The sequence below is a fragment of the Aquiflexum lacus genome, from assembly GCF_015476655.1.
Lineage (GTDB): Bacteria > Bacteroidota > Bacteroidia > Cytophagales > Cyclobacteriaceae > Aquiflexum > Aquiflexum lacus.
On sequence record NZ_JABFHF010000002.1, the window covers coordinates 37,435 to 60,267 of the forward strand.

A 22,833-nucleotide genomic window follows, 5' to 3' on the forward strand; every position below is an offset into this window, starting at 1 on the left:
TTATAATATAAATCCAATGCAACAAACCCATCGAAAACAGAGAATTTAGCTTATTAAACCTGTTCGGCTGCGGATGTAAACCAAGAAGAAACTATTGAATTTTGACTGGCTGAAAAATCAAACCAACTCGGGGGGAGGGGTAGTAAGATTGATATCTTGATTTTGATAAGTTAAAAAAACAAACCCTTTGTAATTTTTTTCTTTGGTAATTTTGATGGAAAAATCAAATTCATTCATAGGTTGGGTATAATCTTTTACAAAGATTTTGCCCAATAAACTATTGCTTCCTGAATCCGGTAATTCGTCTTGGACCAGGGAATTTACCCACTGTTTGATGGTGCTTTCCAAGTTCTTTTTGGCGCTGTCAGGAACATAAACAATTTGCAGGGTGTCATTGATATACCGCTGTTTGATAACCCTATAATACTGGCCGTCTTTTTGGAAACTGGTGTTGGTAGCCCTGAATCCTTCCTCATCAGCCATATAGGGTATGGTAAGTGGGATTTCCATTATCCGCTCTTCAAAATCACTCTGATTAACACTGTAAATTTTTTCTGACCAATGATTTTCCAACTGAAGCCTAAACGAAAAATATGCAGCATAATACCCGAAATGGTACAATGCAAAGCAAAAGAGGAGGAATATGGCTACTATCTTTCTCAATTGGAAATGAATTCAGCTAGAAATTTACATTAATAAATCAAAATTTGATAACAGTCAGCTGTTTTTTTAGGATTAAAGTGATAGGAATCCTTCATTTTTCAATATCCGGACTGAAAAGCCTAAATTCATACAATCATATTTAGGTATTCAAGGATTTGCAGTAGGAACCGTTAAAATTTGCAAGTAGTAAATTTAATTATGTAGTATGTTGCCTTTGAATATGTGGTACTTGCTAAGTAATTATGGCATTTGAAATACAATCAATGAAAAATACTTTACTGACGATTGTTTTTGACACTCTAAAGAGGGTTTTAATAAATATCACCCAAACTAACTAAAAACCAGCACTATGTCAGTTGATTTTGATTATAGCACCTTGTTTTATCTTAGTCCCCTTCCCAATTGGATTTATGAAATAGATACATTCCAGATATTGGATGTAAATCAAGCTGCTATCCTACACTATGGATACAGCAGAGAGGAGTTTCTCAATATGACCATTAGGGACCTCCGCCCCAAAGAGGATATTCCTAAAGTTATGGATGCTCATAGGGACATTGAAAATAAGGAAGGGAACATCTATTTCGGCATTTTTACACACCAGAAATAAAATGGATCAGACTATTTTAAAATCACCAATATCACCAGCCAAATAATTGTCAATAAACCATACACCTTAATTACTTTCCATCTATTGAACCGATCCAGAAACCATAAGACCAAAACCGGTCGGATCAATCCCATTATCAGACATGCAATAGATAGAACAAACAGAATTTGGGAAAAAAGAAAAAAAGTCTCTTTCATCATGCCATAAAAAAAGGAACGGTTGAAGCCGTTCCTTTTTTATTTTTATTTTTTACGTTTTATCTCCTGCATGTGATATCCTTCAATGGTATCATCGACCAATATGTCGTTGAATTTCTTGATGGAAATACCGCATTCGTACCCTGCTTTAACTTCGGATACATCATCTTTAAACCTTTTCAATTGATCGATCTCTCCATCATGGATGACTATACCATCTCTGACCACACGGATTTTGTTTTTCCTTGTAATGAACCCGTCAGTCACATAACAACCGGCCACGGTTCCAATTTTGGAAATTTTGAAAACCTCTCTAACCTGTATATTACCGGTAATGATTTCTTCAAATTCAGGTTCCAACATTCCTTCAATGGCATCTTTGATTTGGTTGATGGCATCGTAGATAATTGAATAATGTCTGATCTCAATCTCCTCTTGTTCGGCCAATTTCTTGGCATTGCTAGAGGGCCTGACTTGGAATCCAAGGATAATCGCATCAGAAGCAGATGCCAACAATACATCGGATTCGGAAATCTGACCTACACCCTTATGGATGATATTGACAGAAACTTCTTCTTTCGATAGTTTGAGCAGGGAATCAGAAAGTGCCTCTACGGATCCATCCACATCACCTTTGATAATGATGTTTAGTTCTTTGAAACTTCCGATCGCCAATCTTCTTCCGATTTCGTCCAAAGTGATATGCTTTTTGGTTCGCATACTTTGCTCACGGAGAATCTGTTCTCTGGAGTTTGCGATTTCTCTGGCTTCTCTTTCTGAGTCATATACTTTGAAGGTATCACCTGCCTGAGGGGCGCCAGCCAATCCCAGCACCTGTACCGGAGTGGAAGGGCCTGCCTTATCCAGTTTTTTACCTTTATGGTCAAACATGGCCTTGACCCGACCATAGTGAGGACCTGCAAGCATGGTATCTCCAACTCGCAACGTTCCCGCCTGAACCATCACAGTGGCCACATAGCCTCTACCCTTGTCCAAGGAAGCTTCTACGACTGTTCCAACTGCATTTTTATCCGGATTGGCTTTTAATTCGAGAATTTCAGCTTCCAGTAAGACTTTTTCTAAAAGCTCATCTATACCTAAACCCGTCTTTGCGGAGATATCTTGAGATTGGTATTTACCACCCCATTCTTCTACCAACAAGTTCATGTTGGCCAATTCCTCTTTTATTTTATTTGGGTTGGCATTTGGTTTATCAATTTTGTTGATAGCAAAAATCATCGGAACACTTGCTACTTGGGCATGATTGATCGCTTCTTTGGTTTGAGGCATGATATTGTCATCAGCTGCTATTACGATGATGGCAACATCTGTTATTTTTGCTCCTCTTGCCCTCATGGCGGTAAATGCTTCGTGTCCAGGTGTGTCCAAAAAGGCTATCTTATCACCTTCTTTGGTAGTCACATCGTAAGCACCAATGTGCTGTGTGATACCTCCCGCTTCATCAGCAGTTACTTTTGCTCTTCTTATATAATCAAGTAATGAGGTTTTACCATGATCAACGTGTCCCATGATAGTAACTATCGGTGCACGATCAAGTAATTGCTCAGGAGAATCTATGGCCTCTATGGTATCAGCTTCTTCATCTGATTTGGTAAATTCGACTTCATAACCAAATTCGTCGGCAATTATGGTAATGGCTTCTGCATCCAATCGCTGATTGATGGAAACAAACATGCCTAAAGACATACAGGTGGAAATTATCTGATTTACAGAGATATCCATCAATGAGGCCAAATCATTGGCAGAAATAAATTCTGTTACTCTTAAGATTTTGTTTTCCTCAACTCCTTCAACTTCCTCTCTACTTCTCTCTGTTCTTTTATCTCTCCTCTTTGATTTACCACCACCGGATTTTCCACCGCCCTGCAGCCTTGCTAGGGTTTGCTTGATCTGATCTTGAATCTCTTTCTGGGTGGGTTCAGCTTTTTGAATTCTTCCAGAGGGCTGTTGACCTGGTCTTGGCCTACCCTGTCCACCGCCACCCTGGGGTTTCCTGTCCCTTTGCGGACCACCTTGTCCGGGAGTTTTTGGTTTATTGGCATCCCCTTCCGGTCCTTTGCCTGGAGCGCCTGGAGTTCCGGGCTTCTTATCAATTCTTTTTCGGAGTCTTTTCTTTTTATCTTTGCCTTTTTCGTCAGAAGAGGCAACGGGTTTGCCTTTTTTCTTTGACCTGTCTTCAGGTAGTTCAATTTTTCCCAACACCGTTAAACCTTTCAAAGCATCTGCCTTAGCAGAGATGACTTTATTTTCCGGTTTTTGTTCAGGCTGCTTTACAGCGAGTGATTCTAAAATCGGAGGCTTTTCCACCGGTTTAATTGGAGTTGGTTTTTCAGGCTCCATCACTGTTTTCTTTTCTTCTTTTGCAGGAGGAGCAGAAACGACTTTGATTTTTTCGACAGGTTTTTCTGGAATTTCTTCCTTAGGCTTCTCAGGCTCAATGATTGGCTTTTCAATTTCCTTTTCCGCCTTTTCTGTTTTTACTATTGGGGGAACCACCTGCGGTTTTGGTTCTTCTTTTTTGGGTTCCTCTTTTTTGGCATTGAGGTCAATTTTTCCCAATACTTTAATTCCCTGCAATTTTGGAGCTTCTGTAGAAACTCTTTCCACTTCAGGTTGTGGTTCCTTGGCCTTTGGAGCCTCCGCAACAGGCTTGGCTGTTTCTTCTTTTTTGACTTCCGGAGTTGGGTCAGGTTTCTTTTCTTCCTTTGCCTCGGATTCCGCTTCTATTGTAAAAGTATCATGATGACGCTTACCAATAGAAAGGTGCGAAGCTTCCTCCTTGTCCTGTGCAGAGGATTTAAACTCCTTGGCCAACATATCGAATTGGTCAAGGTTGATTTTGGAGTTAGGATTATTTTCTACTTCAAAGCCTTTTTTAGCCAGAGATTCCACAATCGTAGCAATTCCTACGTTGAGTTTTCTGGCAGCTTGGCCAAGTCGCATCGTTTTTTCTTCTGACATACGCTAAAAACGCTTTCTTAATTTTTCGCAAATATAGGCCAATTATTGGGTTAATTGGCCTTTATTTATTGTTCAAATTCTTGTTTTAAGATTTTGAATACATCATCTATTGTTTCTTCTTCCAATTCAGTCCTTCTTATGAGGTCTTCTTTGGTCAAAGTCAATACACTCTTTGCAGTATCCAAACCTGTTTTTTTCAATTCATCAATTACCCAACTGTCGATTTCGTCCCCAAATTCTTCCAGATCAACATCTTCTTCCTCCTCGTATTCACTCAATTCCCTAAATACGTCGATTTCATATCCCACTAACCTTGAGGCTAAGCGGATATTAAAACCGCCTTTTCCGATTGCCATAGAAACCTGATCAGGTTTCAAGAAAACCGAAATTCTTTTGTGGTCTTTGTCAACTTGGATTGAAGTGACCTTTGCTGGACTCAAAGCCCTTGATACGTAAAGATCAAGGTTGTCGGTATAGTTGATGACATCAATATTCTCATTCTGAAGTTCACGCACAATGGCATGGATTCGGCTACCTTTCATTCCAACGCATGCGCCCACGGGATCAATTCTGTCGTCGTAGGATTCTACCGCCACTTTCGCTCTTTCTCCAGGCTCTCTGACGATCTTCTTGATGGTAATTAAACCATCAAAAACTTCAGGCACTTCATTTTCAAACAATCTTTCCAGAAATATGGGGGAAGTTCGGGAAAGGATGATTTTGGGATTTCCGTTGAACATTTCCACTTTGTGAACAATAGCCCTGACGGAATCGCCTTTTCTAAAGCGGTCTTTTGGAATTTGCTCTCCTTTTGGAAGAATAAGTTCATTACCCTCCCCGTCAATCAGAAGGGCTTCTCTTCCCAATATCTGATAGACTTCTGCGGAGATGATTTCACCGACAAGTTCTTCATATTGATTGAAAAGAAGGTCTTTTTCCAAATCTTTAATTTTTTGGATCAATGTCTGCCGGGCCATCATGACAGCCCTTCTTCCAAAGTCCTCCAATTCGATTTTTTCGTATACATCCTCACCAACCTCAAAATCAGGCTCGATTTTTTGGGCATCACTTAAGCTGATTTTATCAAAATCCCAAATATCTTCAGAATTGTCGTCGACAATCTCCCTGATCCTTAAGATTTCCAGGTCACCTTTGTCGGCATTGATGGTTACATCAAAGTTTTCATCGGTTTCGTATTTTTTGCGAATCATCGCCCTAAAGACATCCTCCAAGATACGTATCATGGTAGGACGGTCCACATTTTTAGACTTTGCAAACTCTGCAAATGATTCTATGAGTACTTTAGCATCCATTTTTTTTATTTGAAAGAGACTAACACAATTGATTTCTTAATCTGTTCAAAGGGTACAGTAAATTCTTGATCATGGGCTTTTTTACCTTTTTCTTTAATTTTAGTTAAAAGCGTAATTTCTGATACCCCTACTTCAATAAGTTTACCCTCTGTTTCTTTTCCGTCTATTAAAGTCAATTTAAGATTCCTACCGATATTTTTGGTATATTGTCTTTTTGAATCCAATGGAAAATCTACACCCGGAGAAGAAACTTCTAGAATGTAAGCTTCAGGTAATAGTTCTTTTGCTTCAATTTCTTCACCCACCATGCGGCTGACCAATGCGCAGTTTTCAATACTGACACCTTGATCTGCGTCAATAAGGACTTTCAATTGGGGTTTGCTGCCTTTCTCGATCAATTGTATATCGACCAGGAAATGACTTTCGTCAGGCAGGTGTTTGATTACAATTTCTTCAAGTATGTGATTCAGACTCATGTGCAACAGGGCTATTAAATGAAAGAGGGGACTCGTGTCCCCTCAGTTAAGCTTGGTATTACAATGCAAAGTTAATAAAATTATTCCCACAAAAAAAAACAGCAATCTTGTAATAAAATGGGAATTAGATAATAATTTTGCCCGCCCACGTTAGATGTTCTGCGCTGCATTGCTAAATTTACACGATTATCTATCATCAAATCAACCAAAAAACATAATGGGATTATTCGATTTTTTCTCCAGTGATATTGCTATCGATCTTGGTACAGCCAATACACTTATTATACACAAAGACAAAATTGTTGTGGATGAGCCATCGATCATTGCAATAGACAGGACCAATAACCGCGTATTGGCAGTCGGGAAGGACGCCATGAACATGCACGAAAAGACCCATGAGAACATCAAAACCATCAGACCTTTGAAAGATGGTGTGATTGCTGATTTTTATGCGGCGGAACAAATGATCAGAGGCCTGATCAAAATGATTCCTGGTCATAAAAAGGGGATGTTTCCAAAATCCCATAGAATGGTCATCTGCATTCCCTCCGGTATTACTGAAGTGGAAAAAAGAGCCGTGCGTGATTCTGCCGAACATGCTGGTGCCAAGGAAGTATATATGATCTATGAGCCAATAGCAGCTGCCATCGGTATAGGCATAGATATTGAAAAGCCGATGGGTTCCATGATTGTGGATATTGGTGGAGGTACAACTGAAATTGCATTGATTGCCTTATCGGGTATTGTCGCGGACCAATCCATCAGGGTTGCAGGGGATACTTTTACAAAGGATATCCTGGATTACATGAGGAGACAACATAATCTTTTGATTGGTGAACGTTCCGCAGAGAAGGTTAAAATTGCAATTGGGTCGGCTTTGACTGAATTGGATGATGCGCCTGAAGATTACGAAATCAGAGGACGGGATCTGATGACCGGTATTCCAAAAGTCATCAAAGTATCCTATTCTGAAATTGCTTTTGCGCTCGACAAATCTGTTTCCAAAATTGAAGAGGCAGTACTGAAAGCCTTGGAAATAGCCCCTCCGGAGCTTTCAGCCGATATTTATGACAATGGCATTCATCTTACAGGTGGAGGAGCATTGCTTAAAGGGCTAGACAAGAGATTGCATCAAAAGACCAAATTGCCAATACACATAGCAGAAGATCCATTAAGGGCTGTGGTGAGGGGTACAGGTACAGCTCTGAAAAATATCAATAATTTCAGGACAGTACTGATGACTTAATCTTTGAATGCAACGCATACTACTCTTTTTATATAAAATCCGTGCATTCCTTTTGTTTGTGCTCTTGGAAGTAATTGCCATTTGGATGATTACATCCCATAATTCACAACAAGGGGCGGCATTTTTCAATAGTTCCAATCAACTTATAGGGTCAATGCTTGGTGCCCAAAATGATGTCGTCGAATACTTTTCACTTTCTTCTGTCAATAAGAGTCTTGTAGATAAAAATGCAGAACTTTTAGCAGAGTTGGAAAAATTAAGGCAGCCTGCAGACAGTGTTTTTATTGAATTGGATAGTTTATTGTCAAGTACTTTTCAGTTTAAAGGTGCTAAAGTCATCAATAATTCCTTGAGACTTACCCAAAACCATCTTACCATCAACAAAGGCTCTAACCATGGGATTAAGCAGGGAATGGGAGTTTTCAATGAAGAAGGAGTAGTGGGGCGAGTAAAAAATGTCAGCAAAAACTATGCTTCAATCATTTCCCTCCTGCATACTGAATTGCTCATTTCTTCCAAAATCAAATCTAATGACGTCTTTGGCTCTACGAAATGGGATGGCAATAACCCCAAGATGGCTAAGCTGATGTATGTCCCACGGCACGTGGTCGTAGAGAAGGGTGATAAGATTGTTACCTCTGGCTATAACGCGGTTTTTCCTGAAGGCATTCCTATTGGAACTGTCGTCGAAATAAAGCCGGGTCCGGAAACCAATTACCTGGATATTACCATTGAACTGGCGACCGATTTTTCCAAAATCTCTTATGTTTACCTTGTTGAAAACTTTCAACAGCAGGAATTGGACTCTTTGTATCAATCAACTGGTCTAAAATATGAGTAGTAGCAGGATATTGACTTTGGTTACAGGAGGAATCTTTTATTTTTTATTTCAGGTTTTGATTTTGAAAAATCTTGTTTTATTCGGTATTGCATTTTGTTTTCTCTATATCTTTTTCATTTTGCTCTTACCCGTTCAGGTTAAGACCATACCGACATTATTGATCAGTTTTATTTTGGGTCTGGGAGTAGATTTGTTTTATGATACAATGGGTATTCATACAGCAGCACTTGTTGCAGTTGGTTTTATCCGGTATAGATGGTTGCAGGTTTTGGTTCCTACAGGGGGGTACGATGACGATCTTATGCCAAGTATTTTGAATATGGGCTTTGGGTGGTTTTTGTCTTACAGTTTACCTTTGATTTTGATTCATCATTCCATATTTTTTTATATTGAGAGTCTGGGCACGGATTTATTTATGTCTTCTGTCCAAAAAATTATTGGCAGTGCTATTTTTGTATTTATTATGAGTATAATTGTCCAACTGTTGTTATACAGGAGAAGGAGAGGAATTTAATGAATGACCAAAGACAAATTACTATAATCATCGCCGTAATTCTGGTGGGGATAGTTCTATTGACAAAACTTTTTTTGATTCAAGTAGCTGATGATAGTTTTTTAAAAAGGGCAGAAAGGAATGCCATTCAACGTGTAGTAGACCATCCTTACAGAGGCTTAGTCTATGACAGAAAAGGAAAAATTCTTGTCTACAATAACCCTATTTTTGATCTCATGATAATTCCCCGGGAGTTTCAGGTAGGGGATACTACAAGATTTTGTGAGATTTTTCAGATAGAAAAAGAATACTTGGAAGAAACTTATGCTGCGGCAAGAATGTATTCCTCGGTCAAGCCATCACCTTTGATCAAGCAGATTTCAACCACTGATTTTGCACGGATTCAAGATTATCTGATTGATTATCCGGGTTTGTTTGTAATGACAAGGTCAGTCAGGGCCTACCCACAGGCAAGTGGGGCCAATGCCCTGGGGTATATTGGTGAAATAAGTTCCGCTCAGATCGAGAGAGACAGTTCAGGATATTATACACAGGGAGATTATGTGGGATTGAGTGGGATTGAAGGATTCTATGAAAAGGAATTGAGGGGTGTCAAAGGTGTCAAGTACAAAATGGTCAATGTAAGGGGCGTGGATAAAGGAGCATTTAAAAGTGGGGAATTTGACACTGCTTCTGTTGCGGGGAATAACCTGACTTCTACAATAGATCTGGATCTCCAGCTTTATGGAGAACAGTTGATGGCAGGAAAAAGAGGTTCTGTAGTGGCCATTGAACCAAAAACAGGTGAAGTGCTTGCCATGATTTCAGCTCCTACTTATGATCCAAATATTCTGACCGGTGCCAAATTCGGATCCAATTACATGGTCTTGAACAGTGATGAAAGTAAACCTTTGTTTAATAGGCCGATTATGGCCATGTACCCTCCTGGGTCAATCTTTAAAATAGTACAATCACTTGTCGGACTTCAAATGGGGGTTTTGACCCCCAATACGACTTATAGCTGTAACAGGTCTTTGGTGGCATGTCATAACCACCCAAGTCCTGTGAATCTATTTGGAGCTATTAGGAATTCCTGTAATCCCTATTATCATCAAGCCTATCGCGCAATGATCAATAGGGAGGTTTCTTCAAACACCTTCAAAGATACTGAGGTAGGTTTGAATGAATGGAGAGAGTACGTTCTTAAATTTGGACTTGGTGGTACCTTGGGGATAGATCTTAGAAATGAAAAAGGAGGTTCCATCCCATCGAGTTCGCTTTATGATAGAATATACGGAGAGGGAAGATGGAAATATTCCACCATCTATTCCCTTTCAATTGGCCAGGGAGAAATGTTGGTAACACCCTTGCAGATGGCAAACTTGGCAGCAATTTTCGCCAACAAAGGATTTTATTATTCTCCACATTTGATCAAGGCGGTGAACGGTGATCCTACCCAAATACCTTTGGAATTTCAGGTCAAACATGAGGTTGGGGTTGATGCCCATCATTTTGATCTGGTGCAGGATGCCATGGCAGAGGCAATATTTGGGACGGCTGCGAGAGCCGCTATCAAAGACATAACCATCGCAGGTAAAACTGGGACGGCCCAAAATCCACAAGGTGAAGATCACTCAGTTTTTATAGCTTTTGCGCCTAAAGAAGATCCAAAAATTGCCATTGCGGTGTATGTAGAAAATGCAGGTTGGGGTGGTAGAGCTGCTGCCAGTACTGCCAGTTTGATGATTGAAAAATATATCAGAGGGGAGATTACAAGACCTGATTTGGAAGAGTATGTGAAAGCCGGGAAATTTATGTAGACTGTGAGGCAGGACGATTTATATATCAATAAAATTGATTGGATTTCTATTTCCATTTATGCTACGCTGGTCATTATAGGCTGGTTTAATATTTATGCGGCTGTTTATGATGAGCAGGCAGCTAAAAGTATTTTTGATTTTTCTATCAATTCCGGGAAACAACTTGTTTGGATTGGAACGGCTATTCTCTTGATCATTGTGATCATGGTTGCAGATTACAGGCTATTTGAAAACCTGGCTATTCCCCTTTATTTGATTTTTCTGTTTTTTCTGTTGATTACTCCTTTTTTTGGCAAAGAAATCAATGGTCAAAGAGCTTGGTTTGAGATCGGTGCATTTAGACTTCAACCGGCTGAATTTGCCAAATTTGCCACTGCACTTGCCCTTGCAAAATTTATGGAAAGACCGGCTTTTGATCTTTCTCAGATCAAATATCAAGGTCAGGCCATAGCTGTCATCATGCTTCCCGTAATCTTTATTATGTTACAACCCGATACTGGTACAGCGATGGTGTATTCTTCATTTTTTATCATGTTGTACAGGGAAGGCATGCCACAGTCCTATTATGCCTTGGCCCTTAGTTTTGTTACTATTTCATTATTGTCCTTAGCCATTGAAAACAACTTAAATCTAGCGATTGCGGTGGTAGCTGTCATTGCCATTATTTTTTTATTGGGAAAGAAAAAATTGTCAAGGGGGATCATTTTGGGAGTGATAGGCATTGTTGTTATAGCATATTCCTACAGTCTTGATTATGTAGTATCAAAGTTGCCCGAACATCAGCAAAACAGGATCATGGTGTTGTTCAATCCTGATATTGATCCTTTGGGCGTAGGATGGAATGTCACCCAATCGAAAATAGCCATCGGATCAGGGGGATTTGTAGGTAAAGGATATTTGGAGGGTACCCAGACCAAGTTTGATTTTGTTCCGGAGCAGCACACTGATTTCATTTTCTGTACGCTTGGGGAAGAATTTGGATGGATGGGCAGCTTGGTGGTGATCGTCTTGTTTTGTACTCTTTTAATCAGGTTGGTGATGCTGGCAGAAAGACAGAAAAACCGATTTTCAAGGATTTATGGATATTGTGTCGTTTCCATTTTGCTCTTTCATTTTGTCATCAACATTTCTATGACAATTGGCCTGTTCCCGGTAGTGGGGATTCCCTTGCCGTTTTTTAGTTATGGAGGATCTTCCCTTTGGTCATTTACCATTCTCTTGTTTATTTTTATCAAGTTGGATTCTCACAGGATTCAGCAATTGAGCAGAATGGGATAACTTTAACTTAGAGAAATATGATCAAACGTGATTTTCATGGATCTTCTCTAACCAATACTGTTTTCTCGGATCCCTGTATCGTTTTGCAAAAGGGGTATGAAAATCGTGTTTAGTCAGAAATGAAATTTGAAGATTTTTCCAATCTTGATCTGTTTTGATAACGTTAGTTGCCTTGAACTCCAAATATAATCTACTGCTTATTTCTGGATAGTCACCGCGTCCCAAGTAATCTAGATCAGAATCACAAATAATTTTTTGAAGTTCTGTTTGGGGATTTTGTGGAATTTTGGTCGCTAGTATAAGACCTTTTACGATTTCAATGTGTTTAGGGTCCATATCCAGAGACGCCATAATGTTTGCCGCCATCTCTGCCCCCACTTCTTCATGATTGATATTTGTTTTTAAAAAACCCATGTCATGAACAATAGCTCCAATTCTGAGCAAAAAAGCATCATCCCCTTTTATCTTATTTCTTTTGATGTACTGATTGCAAACATTAAGTACATCTAAAACATGATCAAGATTATGATAAGTTAAATGTCTTGGAAGACCATTTTCCAATTTGGTCAAAACTATACGTCTAAGCTTCAGGTAACCTTTCATTTTTTAATATTTTTCATTCAAAAAGTTTAAATAAAGGATTATACAGTATGTTTGGTACTAAAATATAAATTATAAACCAAATTGATATAAGAAACCATAAGCAAATAAAGGTTATCGGAAAATATTTTTGATTTTTGGGCAATAATATGACATCTTCAACAAAGAAATACTGTTTATCATTAGTTACCAAACTGATATTACAGAAGTTTTTCCAATATATAAATTATATTAATATATAGTTAATATTCGGTTTATATTTATTCTTATGCTTTTAGTCTTTTTGGTCAAACTTTCTAAATACCAATTGCAGAAACTCAATGACAACGTCAGAGTTTTTGTCCCATTTTAATTCCCCTACAAATCTATCATTGATGAGATTGATCGCTTCCACAAAACTTTCACAGGTGTCAATGGACTTGAGTGCATGCTTCATCAGGTCAGGGTTACCGTCGAAGAGTTCTTTGGTGAACATGAACCTTTGATTTAAACCAACGCTCTCAGAAAGTTCTTTTATCGTTCCTTTCATGATGGAATATTCCTCTGTTTCGAATTTTGCCCATGCCTGCAATGGATCTATCGCATTTGCTGTTGTAGCAACATTTCCTTGTTTGAAAGCGGCTATATTTTCTATATAAAGTTCATCCTCGTCATTCTCAAACTCATCATTCCTTTCAATATTATCATTCACGATGGGTTGACTTGATGTTTCTTTATCAAAAGTATTATCTACTTCGATTTCCTGCTTTGGGATTTCCTGAATTGGTTTTTCTTCTACAGCCTTTGTCTTTTCAGGTTTAATTTCTTCGATTTCATTATTCATAACTTCATCAAAATCAATAAACCGAACTTGTCCCATACTATTCAGCAGGATTCTGAAATCTTCCAAGCTATTTTTTTGATTGGAAAAATTGACCCTCAATGCTTCTTTATATGCCTGCTGAGACTGTTCCAGACCTGCCTTGTCAATCAGGTTAAATACAAGGCTATTGTGCCATTTATAATACTTTTTGTTTTCTTTCAGAGACTGATTGACCTGATTATTTTGGACTTTCTCAAACTCATTGGAATAAAATGTCAATGGGTCTATTGCCAATGCTATGGAATCAATGACAGCCCGAATGATGAGCGGTTCGAAATATGATCGCTCAATCTTTATGGTCCGGGACAGTACATTCATAAAATCTTTCAGCGCTTCATGCACTGATTTGTCTCTATAATCAAAATAAGGACTGCTTTTAAGTTTTTCAAGTTCCAATTGCCATGCTTCAAAAATTGTTTTGATGATAAAAAAGTTGACTTGGGGACTTGGACTAAGGGTAATGATTTCGTGGCCTGTCATATACTTTTTTTGAGAAAAGTACTGGTCGCAGATCTGCTTGCTGAATTCCTTGGCGTAGTTTTCTACGTAATTGCTGTTTATCTTTACGGACATATTATGTGAAGGACTTTTTAATCTAATTAAGCACAAACCATGCTCAAAATTATTATCGAGAATTTAAATCATCGTGAGATCCAATCAAAGGATAATCTACGTAAAGTTATAGATTTAATCCATGAAAACTATATTGATTGGATGCATGCTTGTGGAAAAAAAGGAAGGTGCACCACTTGCAAAATCATTGTAAAGGAAGGGATGGAAAACCTATCCCCATTGACAGACCGTGAAGAATTTTTCAGGAAAAACAACAGGTTAAAGACTTTCGAAAGATTATCTTGCCAAGCAAATCTAATTAAAGGGGAAATTCGGGTGAAAGTGGCTGAGGAAAACAAATTTCCACATATGGATTATACTGATTGAAAAAGCATGTTCATAGAACCTACAATAGGGAAATCAAAGCAATCGGATAAAAAGGGACATATCGAGGTCATATGTGGCTCGATGTTTTCCGGTAAAACAGAAGAGTTGATCAGAAGGCTCAACAGGGCCTTAATTGCAAAGCAAAAAGTAGAGATATTCAAGCCTTCGATTGATAAAAGGTATCATGAGCTCGATGTGGTTTCGCACAATGAAAACGCGATTCGCTCCACTCCGGTACAGTTTGCGGATGATATCATACTTTTGGCGGGGAACTGTGATGTGGTTGGAATAGATGAAGTCCAGTTTTTCGATAACAGGATTATCAATGTAGCCAATGTGCTGGCCAATTCCGGGAAAAGAGTCATCATGGCAGGTTTGGATATGGATTTTGAGGGAATACCTTTTGAACCGATGCCCCAATTACTGGCCATAGCCGAATATGTCACCAAAGTCCATGCAATATGCATGACATGTGGAGATTTGGCATCCTACTCTTACAGATTAATGGAAGTAAAGGACAAAGTAGTTTTGGGAGAGAAAGAAAGTTACGAGGCTAGATGTAGAAAGTGCTTTTTTGAAGGCAAAAGTAAATAAGGAGGAATATATTATGAGGAAATTAGATGGCTTGTTTGCTAGAAGAATCCGCATAACTTGTCTTAAAAATTGTCCTTCAGTAAAGTTTTTCTGGTTCCTCATTTTTCAGGTTTTGTTTGTTTTTTGCAGCCAAACAGTGATTGGACAATCCCAGATATCCGTGGGTAGTTGGCGGATCCATACTTCTTATTTGGAAGGAGGTTATCTGACAGGGAGCAACCAAACAGTTTTTTCCCAAGGAAAGTCTTCGCTTTTTTATTTTTCGGTAAATGATTTAGATCCGAAGCCTTTGACGGTAATAGATGGTCTTTACTCACAGTCATTTACTGCTTCTGCTTTCGATCCGGCATCAAAAAAATTGATAGTCGGATATCAAGATGGTACTGTTGACCTGGTGGGGGAAAAGAATGTTCAGCGCCTGACTTCTATCCGAGACAATCCCCTTATCTCAAATAAAAATATTAAATCAGCCAAAACGCTAGGTAGGTTTGTGTATCTGACCGGTGATTTTGGAATTGCAGTAATCGACCCACAAAAAGCTGCTTTCGTTTCATCCTTTATCAATATTGGACCAAATGGATCGGCTTTGGAAGTTCTGGATATTGATGAGGATTCCGAATCTTACTACTTAGCGACACCTCTAGGACTGATTATCGGCGACAAGGATGAAAATCTAAATGATTTTAGGAATTGGCATCTACAAAATTTGAATTTGGTAATAGAAATCCGAAGACTCGCTGTTGCTGAAGAAGCTGTTTATTTGATCGGCTCGGACAATAAAATATATATTCTTGAACAAGGAAATTTATCCTGGATGATAGGTGCAGACAATGTTATCAGTCTGAAAAAATTTGAAGATCAATTATTTTTTTCAGACTCAAACGCTATCTATCAAGTGGATGAAGGCGGTTCTTTTTTGCAAGTCTATAATCAAGATTCAAGGGAGATTTTTGATTTTCATATTGTAGAAGATGATATCTATATCAGTCAAGTAGGTAAGGGCATATTTCACGTTTCTGCTAACATCCATATTGGCCCCAACGGACCTTCATCTGCTGTCAATGGTTTTCATTGGGACAAAAATGGCACATGGGCACTTCCTGCAGGATTTCAGTTCAGTGGAGCTCCCATTACTTCAGTTGGCAATACTAGCTCGGTGCTGAAAGATGGTAATTGGTCTGAAGCCATTACTCCGGATCATGTTATTTCAAAAACCGTTTTTCGGGATTCCGATTATTTCGGAACCATAGGGAGTGGATTATGGAAAGGATCAGATGCGGGTTTACAAGAGATTGTTTTACCCGGATCTTCTCCTAACAAAAGTATTGGTGCTTTGGAAGTGCAGCATGAGAACTTACTATGGATAGGTATTTTCAATGATTTTGGAGGCTTGTACAAGCTATCGGGAAATGGTGATATCAGCCAAGTTCAGGTTCAGGGCCTTCAATTTCCGCGTAAAATTATTGTGGACAGATCAGGTAACTTATGGATATTGCAGACGCCACCAAATGGTCAAAACAGGATCAGGGTTTTCAATGAAAGCACAGGTCTCAATAGGTTGTTGAGCAACTCCACCAATCAAGGAAATCTCCCAAATGCAGAAATCAGGGATATGGATATTGATTTGGAGGGAAATCTCTGGGTTGGGACATCAACTGGTGTGTTTTACCTGCCTTTTGTTCAGTTTGTAAACTCCAGTAGTCCTATAAATGCTGTTTTTCCCATCTTTGACAACAGACAATTGTTAAGTGGAGTATCAATCACCTCTGTTTTAACTGCCCCAGATCAGACAAAGTGGTTTGGTACGGAAAGGGATGGGATATGGCAATTTTCTGAGCTTGGTGATAGAAGGCTTGGCCATTATACAGTAGACAATAGTCCCTTGACTTCGGCTTTAATCCAAAGTCTTACTTTAGACCCCATATCTGGTGAACTGTTGATTGTGCAGCCTAATGCTGCTTTTTCCTTTAGGACAAATAGCATGGTCGCGTTTGAAAGTCTATCCCAATTGAAGATTTTTCCAAATCCGGTTAGACCTGATTTTTCAGGTGATCTGAGCATAGAAGGATTGACTGATTTTTCCCAAATAAAAATAACAACCTCAGCGGGCAGGGTAGTTTATAGCGCGCAAGTACGTGGGGGAAAAGCTACTTGGAATATCATGGAAGGATTAGGAGGAAGGCCCGGACCGGGAGTTTATTTGGTGTATGTCATTGATGCATTAGGACAAGAGCGGGTATCAGGGAAATTTGTGGTTTTATGAAGCTAATAAAAACCAAAGGGCTTGTCATTTCATTTTTGAAATACCGGGAGACTTCGATCATTGTCCGGATATTTACCAGAGATCTGGGCTTGAAATCATATATTGTCAATGGGGTCAGGTCAAAGGGGCCAAAAAGCAAAATGGCATTTTATCAGCCTTTGACCCAATTGGATTTGATAGTTTATGACAAAGAGGGTACAAGTTTAAACAGGATTTCAGAGGTGAAGCTCGCCAAAGCATACGAAAGAATACCTTTTGATTTTCAGAGGTCATCTATAGCCATGTTTATGGGTGAGGTTTTGGGAAAATCGATCTATGAGGGTTATCAAAATGATGAATTTTATGACTTCATAGCATATTCTTTGGAATTGTTGGATGATGAATCAGTTGTTTTGGTACATTTTCCGCTTGTATTTTTGTGGGAAAGTTCAAAATTTCTTGGGTTTGCGCCCAATGATGCCATTTCATTTTTCAATGAACTGACGGATGAGTCCTACCATCCCGGACAGATGAAAGCGGAAATGGATTACTTGGATTTATTGATAGAAAAATCGTTTGCCTGTACCCAAAAAGTACATGCCATGCACAGAAAGAAGCTACTTGATCATTTTCTCATGTTCTACTCCAAACACTTGGAATCTTCATTTGAATGGAAGTCTGTCAAGGTGCTCAGGCAGTTGCTGGAATAAAATATATTTCTTGGATGACCAAAAATTTGGTATTTACCTAATGAAAGGTTAATATTGCATCGTTATAGTATCCGAAAATCCGTTCCCCGTGGGTTTCAACTATCCTGAATATCTTTTTAATTCAGTTCAGTAATACTCAATACAAATTCATTACTAATCTCACACATCTTATTAATTAATTTCATAAGCTTTTTATGTATAACATAGAAGAACTAAGAATCAGACTTCTTTCTGAATTGAAAGACATTGCTGAGGAGTTAGGTGTTAAAAATTTCAAAACACTTAAAAAAGACGACCTTGTTTACGCCATTTTAGACCAACAGGCGATCACTCCCGAGCAGGCCATGCCAAAAAAGAAGCCTTCATCAGTAGATTCAGAAAAATCAGAAAAGGAAAATACACCGGCTTCTGAAGCAGTAACCGAATCACCCAAATCCAAATCAGCTGAAAGCCAGTCAAAATTCAAAAGGGAGAATGTAACAGCATTGCCCAAAGAAAAGGAAACTCAAAGCGATCCTCCTAAACAGGAAGAACCCAAGAAAAAACAGGTAGAGCCTAAGAAAAAACCTGAAGCTCCAAGAGTAGAGAAGGTAGCTCCAAAAGAGCCTGAAGTTAAACCTGAAGTTAAAAAAGCTTCCAATCCTCCTGTGCATCAACCTTTGCCGAATCAAGAAGAAAAGCCAAAATTTATCAGACCCAGAAGGAAAGTTGTAGATGATCCTGAGCCGATTGCTTCACCTGCACAAAGTTCTGTTTCAGATTCAGAAGTGGAGCTTCCCCGAAGAAAGAATTTCAAAAATATAGATGAAGTTCATATTCCTTCGGCTGAAATGGTTCCTTCCAAAAGGAAGCCTTATGTCAGTGTAAAAGAATTCGAAGGAATTATTGAAAACGAAGGTGTTTTGGAAATAATGCCTGAGAGTTATGGGTTTATGCGCTCATTGGACTACAACTACCTAGCCTCACCGGATGATATCTATGTGTCCCCCTCCCAAATCAAACTATTTGGTTTAAAAACCGGGGATCATATCAAAGGTACGATTCGCCCACCGAAAGAGGGGGAAAAGTATTTTGCCCTTTTAAAAGTTATTACTGTCAACGGTAAGACATCAGAAGAAATCAGGGACAGAATTCCCTTTGAATATTTAACTCCTTTATTCCCAGAAGAGAGATTAAATCTTTCTACAAAATCAGATAATTATTCTACCAGAATTTTAGACCTCTTTGCTCCTATTGGTAAAGGGCAGCGGGGAATGATTGTCGCCCAGCCAAAAACAGGTAAGACAGTTCTGTTGCAAAAAATAGCAAATGCTATAGCTGAGAATCATCCTGAGGTTCACTTGATGATTCTCTTGATAGATGAAAGACCTGAAGAAGTGACAGAGATGGCACGGTCAGTGAAAGCTGAGGTAATCTCTTCCACCTTTGATGAACAAGCAGACAGACATGTGAAAGTTGCTACCATAGTTTTGGAAAAAGCCAAGAGAATGGTGGAATGTGGGCATGATGTAGTGATTCTGCTGGATTCTATCACCAGATTGGCAAGGGCATATAATACAGTGGTCCCATCTTCAGGTAAAATCCTATCAGGTGGTGTCGATGCTAACGCATTGCACAAGCCAAAAAGATTCTTTGGTGCCGCAAGAAATGTGGAAAATGGTGGTTCTTTGACCATTATTGCAACAGCTTTGGTTGAAACCGGTTCCAAAATGGATGAAGTGATCTTTGAAGAATTCAAAGGAACAGGAAACATGGAATTGGCCTTGGACAGAAAGCTTTCCAACAGAAGGATTTATCCTGCCATCGATGTACCTGGATCAGGAACAAGAAGAGAAGATCTATTGATGGACAAAGAGGAGATGCAGCGCGTTTGGATACTTAGAAAACTCATGTCAGACATGACTTCCCAAGAAGCCATGGAATTCATTTTACAAAGGATGAAAGGTACCCGGGACAATGTTGAGTTTTTAATCAGTATGAATAGCTAATCAAAAAAAACTACATATAATTTTAAATAGTCCTGTTTTTTTAATGGGGCTATTTTTTTTGTCATTTCTATAGTGTGAAAACTCGAATTTTAAATTTTATGTCTATTTATAGTTATACTATTTACTTGAAAATTAAATTTGCCTCGCTTATTTTAATATATAATTGACAAATGTAATGTTCTTCGCATTTTAATGCCTTGATTTTAGGAAATCAAAAAGGTTAATTCCATTTTTACACTACTTAGATAGTGCACCTTTCACCCAAGGTAAGTAAGTTATTATATCAAAAGGTAATAGGTTGGGAAATTTAGGTTTCTTCATCCCGGTTTATCATTAATTTTAAATTAAGTTTGGTCACCTCTACTATATCTAAATAAAAATTTCACCCCAAATTTTACCTTTATAAATCAACATTTCGGATTAAATTGTTGAATATATTGGGTAAAAAATAATATAATAAACCTACTTTATTAAGTTCTAGCGTTTAAAAATGATTGACTATGCTTCAATTCTTTCCCATAAAATCAAACAAGATCCATTTATAATGGTTATGCAAATAATTACCTCAACCTTTTAAAAGATTGCATTTAAATCACCCAAAGTTTAAAATGAAATCAGTTTGTGTAAAAATGCTTTCCGGCATTTGCCTATTACTTTTCTTCATTCGTCCGGTATTTTCTCAGACCTATACCACCTCAGGTCTTAGTACAAACTGGAATGATGCGGCAGCTTGGGTGAAGACTAATCCAGATGGATGTCCTACTCAAAATGCAGCTAATGTACCTCCACTGGGGCCTGTTTGGAATCCTAATTGCCCTATAAAAATAGTAATTAACCACCCAATTGAAAGAGTTGGAAATACAAATATCGGGAGTGGAAATATGGCTTCCTTAACAGTCAATTCGGGAGGCGAAGTAAATTTTTCGGGGAACCTAACAGTAAATAATAGTGGTGGAAATCTTTTTAATTTTCAGATTAATGACGGAGGTAGGTTTTTAGTAGGGGGAACTTTAGGAATTCGTGCTGGGGCAACATTTAATGTGGTCAATGCATCAAATTTAGAACCACAAACTTTTGTCCAAGTCAATGACCTCACTTTTTTAAATTCCGGTTCAGGCCAAGCTGTCAATGTAGGTGAGAACACAATTTTCATTGTAATAGATCAAACACGTTTAGAAGGAGGCGGTGCTTTAAACATTCAAGGGGAATTCAATACAAATACACTTAATTCAACTAATTCTGGTGGAAGTCAAGTAAATGTTTCTGGAGATGGTATAATTAGGGCTACTGGAAACATGCAAATTAATGGATTTCCTATGCATTTGTCAGGTAGTGCAGGTGTAGTAGTAGGAGGAACTTTAACGATTACGAATAGTGGAAACAGTTCTTTGAACTTGAATGGACCAGATACCAATTTCATTGTTCTTTCAAGTGGTTCGTCTATTGCGGCCGGAAAAACACCAACAGGATCTTGTTTCCAGTCCCCTGAAAATGACAATACCTGTTCTTCTTCGGCTTGTTTAGAAACTATTATTTTACCTGGTTCAGAAACTACGTTTGAGAGGGTTTTTATTATTCGTTGTAATACTTCTTGGAATATTCCTGGCACTAATGAAAATGAAGAACCCGTCGATGAAGCAGAGGTCCTGATTGTGGCCGGAGGCGGTGGAGGAGGAAGAGGTACAAGTGCTGGAGGAGGAGGAGCCGGTGGGCTGATTTACATTACTTCCGAATTGTTGCCTTTTGGAACAGTTGAATCTGTAATTGTGGGTAAAGGTGGAATTGGGTCTACAAATACTAATGCTAGTGGACGTAATGGATCAGAATCATCTTTCCTTGGATTAATAGTCAGTGGAGGAGGAGGGGGAGGTTCTACAAATTCAGGTGTAAGAACTGGTAATTCTGGCGGTTCTGGTGGGGGAGGAGCTGCTTCGAATGATGTTAGAAATGATTCTAATTCTGGTGGAAATGCATTGGGTGGATCAAATGAAAGTCTTTCACCTGGGTTAGGGAGTAATGGTGGAACTGGTAATAGACAAGGAAACAGTAATAATAGAGGAGGAGGTGGAGGCGGTGGAGCTTCCGGTGATGGTGATGATGGGAACGGAAATTCCGGAGGAAATGGTGGTTCAGGTATAAGTAAAAATATTACTGGAAGTTCTGTTATCTATTCAGCTGGAGGTGGTGGTATTGGTAATACAACTAATGGTGTTGGAGGTTCTTCTGGTATTGGTGGTACAGCCAATGGAACAGGGGCAAATAGAAATGGGAGACAAAACACAGGCTCAGGGGGAGGTGCAACCACCTCTGGAAATGGTGGTGCCGGAGCCAACGGCATTGTTATTGTCAGGCAGACATTTAGAATTTTGCCGGTAGAATACCTTCATTTTGATGTGAATTTCAAAAGTGAGGAGCGTACGGTGGATTTAAATTGGGCAACTGGCAAGGAATGGGAAAGCTCCCATTTTGAAATCTTTAGATCGATAGGAAATATTAGAGATTGGAAAAGCTTGGGAGATGTCAATGCAATGGGTTGGTCAAATAGTCCTGTTGATTATATGTTTACCGATTCACAACTGCCTCTTGCAGGAGGAATGGTTTATTATCAACTCAAACAAGTGGATCTGGATGGTCAATTCTCGATGAGTAAAATTGTTTCGGTTAGAATACCTCCCACGCAAGAAAATGGCAGAATTTGGGTAGTTTATCCAAATCCTACCCATGGTGACAAATTGAATATTGAATTGCTGAATTTGAATGGCCTTAGAGACGAGAAAATACAAATTAAGTTAATTCATCCGAATGGCTTCATTAGAAATTTTGAAGGGGTCAATTTAGATTTACTTTCCGAAAATATCTTATCACATTTAAAAATCACTTCAAAAGGAGTTTATATGCTCGTGATATCCAATGGAAGTGAAATAGAATACCATCGACTTATTTTCAGGTAGCTTTGGAGTTTTTTTTTCTGATTAAATA

General features: G+C 38.7%; 18 protein-coding genes. 12 read left to right on the forward strand and 6 right to left on the reverse strand.

Annotation, left to right across the window (positions count from 1 at the left end; genetic code table 11):
- Positions 1-117: 117 nt before the first annotated feature.
- The gene (locus HMJ38_RS02200; protein WP_194972747.1) at positions 118-663 is read right to left on the reverse strand and encodes a hypothetical protein; all 546 of its coding nucleotides are present in this window, start codon (positions 661-663) and stop codon (positions 118-120) included.
- 349 nt (positions 664-1,012) lie between these two features.
- Between HMJ38_RS02200 and HMJ38_RS02205 the strand changes: the two genes are divergently transcribed.
- Positions 1,013-1,273, forward strand: coding sequence for a PAS domain-containing protein (locus HMJ38_RS02205; RefSeq protein WP_194972748.1), 261 nt, complete (start codon positions 1,013-1,015; stop codon positions 1,271-1,273).
- Between the two features lie 242 nt (positions 1,274-1,515).
- Here HMJ38_RS02205 and infB read toward each other — a convergent pair whose 3' ends face one another.
- The 3 genes from infB to HMJ38_RS02220 all read right to left on the reverse strand — a co-directional run bounded on the left by infB (position 1,516) and on the right by HMJ38_RS02220 (position 6,241).
- The gene (gene infB, locus HMJ38_RS02210) at positions 1,516-4,452 is read right to left on the reverse strand and encodes a translation initiation factor IF-2 (RefSeq protein WP_194972749.1); all 2,937 of its coding nucleotides are present in this window, start codon (positions 4,450-4,452) and stop codon (positions 1,516-1,518) included.
- Between the two features lie 65 nt (positions 4,453-4,517).
- A complete protein-coding gene (nusA, locus tag HMJ38_RS02215) occupies positions 4,518-5,765 on the reverse strand; it encodes a transcription termination factor NusA (RefSeq protein ID WP_194972750.1) in 1,248 nt (415 codons plus the stop codon).
- Positions 5,766-5,770: 5 nt separating this feature from the next.
- Positions 5,771-6,241 carry a ribosome maturation factor RimP gene (locus HMJ38_RS02220; protein WP_194972751.1) on the reverse strand — a complete coding sequence of 157 codons (471 nt, stop codon included), beginning with the start codon at positions 6,239-6,241 and terminating at the stop codon, positions 5,771-5,773.
- A 217-nt stretch (positions 6,242-6,458) separates the two neighbouring features.
- Between HMJ38_RS02220 and HMJ38_RS02225 the strand changes: the two genes are divergently transcribed.
- From HMJ38_RS02225 to rodA, 5 genes are read left to right on the forward strand one after another with little or no spacing between them, the layout of a single operon-like run.
- Positions 6,459-7,487 carry a rod shape-determining protein gene (locus HMJ38_RS02225; protein ID WP_194972752.1) on the forward strand — a complete coding sequence of 343 codons (1,029 nt, stop codon included), beginning with the start codon at positions 6,459-6,461 and terminating at the stop codon, positions 7,485-7,487.
- A gap of 7 nt (positions 7,488-7,494) precedes the next feature.
- On the forward strand, positions 7,495-8,328 hold the full coding sequence (gene mreC, locus HMJ38_RS02230) for a rod shape-determining protein MreC (protein WP_194972753.1): 834 nt from the start codon (positions 7,495-7,497) through the stop codon (positions 8,326-8,328).
- The gene (locus HMJ38_RS02235) at positions 8,321-8,842 is read left to right on the forward strand and encodes a rod shape-determining protein MreD (RefSeq protein WP_194972754.1); all 522 of its coding nucleotides are present in this window, start codon (positions 8,321-8,323) and stop codon (positions 8,840-8,842) included. Before mreC ends, HMJ38_RS02235 begins: the two co-directional genes overlap by 8 nt.
- Positions 8,842-10,641 carry a penicillin-binding protein 2 gene (gene mrdA / locus HMJ38_RS02240; protein ID WP_194972755.1) on the forward strand — a complete coding sequence of 600 codons (1,800 nt, stop codon included), beginning with the start codon at positions 8,842-8,844 and terminating at the stop codon, positions 10,639-10,641. Before HMJ38_RS02235 ends, mrdA begins: the two co-directional genes overlap by 1 nt.
- 3 nt (positions 10,642-10,644) lie before the next feature.
- Positions 10,645-11,919 carry a rod shape-determining protein RodA gene (gene rodA, locus HMJ38_RS02245; RefSeq protein ID WP_194972756.1) on the forward strand — a complete coding sequence of 425 codons (1,275 nt, stop codon included), beginning with the start codon at positions 10,645-10,647 and terminating at the stop codon, positions 11,917-11,919.
- Positions 11,920-11,940: 21 nt separating this feature from the next.
- On the opposite strand, the gene HMJ38_RS02250 is transcribed toward rodA, so the two are convergent.
- Together HMJ38_RS02250 and HMJ38_RS02255 are read right to left on the reverse strand one after the other, a co-directional pair.
- On the reverse strand, positions 11,941-12,522 hold the full coding sequence (locus tag HMJ38_RS02250; protein ID WP_194972757.1) for an HD domain-containing protein: 582 nt from the start codon (positions 12,520-12,522) through the stop codon (positions 11,941-11,943).
- Positions 12,523-12,793: 271 nt separating this feature from the next.
- On the reverse strand, positions 12,794-13,954 hold the full coding sequence (locus HMJ38_RS02255; protein WP_194972758.1) for a hypothetical protein: 1,161 nt from the start codon (positions 13,952-13,954) through the stop codon (positions 12,794-12,796).
- A gap of 39 nt (positions 13,955-13,993) precedes the next feature.
- Here HMJ38_RS02255 and HMJ38_RS02260 point away from each other — a divergent pair, with 39 nt between their 5' ends.
- The 6 genes from HMJ38_RS02260 (at position 13,994) to HMJ38_RS25495 (ending at position 22,805) form a co-directional block, all read left to right on the forward strand.
- Positions 13,994-14,320 (forward strand): 2Fe-2S iron-sulfur cluster-binding protein, encoded by a 327-nt coding sequence (locus tag HMJ38_RS02260; RefSeq protein WP_194972759.1) that lies wholly within the window; start codon positions 13,994-13,996, stop codon positions 14,318-14,320.
- Between the two features lie 6 nt (positions 14,321-14,326).
- A complete protein-coding gene (locus HMJ38_RS02265) occupies positions 14,327-14,914 on the forward strand; it encodes a thymidine kinase (RefSeq protein WP_194972760.1) in 588 nt (195 codons plus the stop codon).
- Between the two features lie 136 nt (positions 14,915-15,050).
- On the forward strand, positions 15,051-17,177 hold the full coding sequence (locus HMJ38_RS02270; RefSeq protein ID WP_194972761.1) for a PorZ beta-propeller-like domain-containing protein: 2,127 nt from the start codon (positions 15,051-15,053) through the stop codon (positions 17,175-17,177).
- On the forward strand, positions 17,174-17,866 hold the full coding sequence (recO, locus tag HMJ38_RS02275) for a DNA repair protein RecO (RefSeq protein ID WP_194972762.1): 693 nt from the start codon (positions 17,174-17,176) through the stop codon (positions 17,864-17,866). The genes HMJ38_RS02270 and recO overlap by 4 nt, the downstream gene beginning before the upstream one ends.
- 194 nt (positions 17,867-18,060) lie before the next feature.
- On the forward strand, positions 18,061-19,854 hold the full coding sequence (gene rho / locus HMJ38_RS02280) for a transcription termination factor Rho (RefSeq protein WP_194972763.1): 1,794 nt from the start codon (positions 18,061-18,063) through the stop codon (positions 19,852-19,854).
- A gap of 608 nt (positions 19,855-20,462) precedes the next feature.
- On the forward strand, positions 20,463-22,805 hold the full coding sequence (locus tag HMJ38_RS25495) for a glycine-rich domain-containing protein (protein WP_194972764.1): 2,343 nt from the start codon (positions 20,463-20,465) through the stop codon (positions 22,803-22,805).
- The last annotated feature ends 28 nt before the right edge of the window (positions 22,806-22,833 follow it).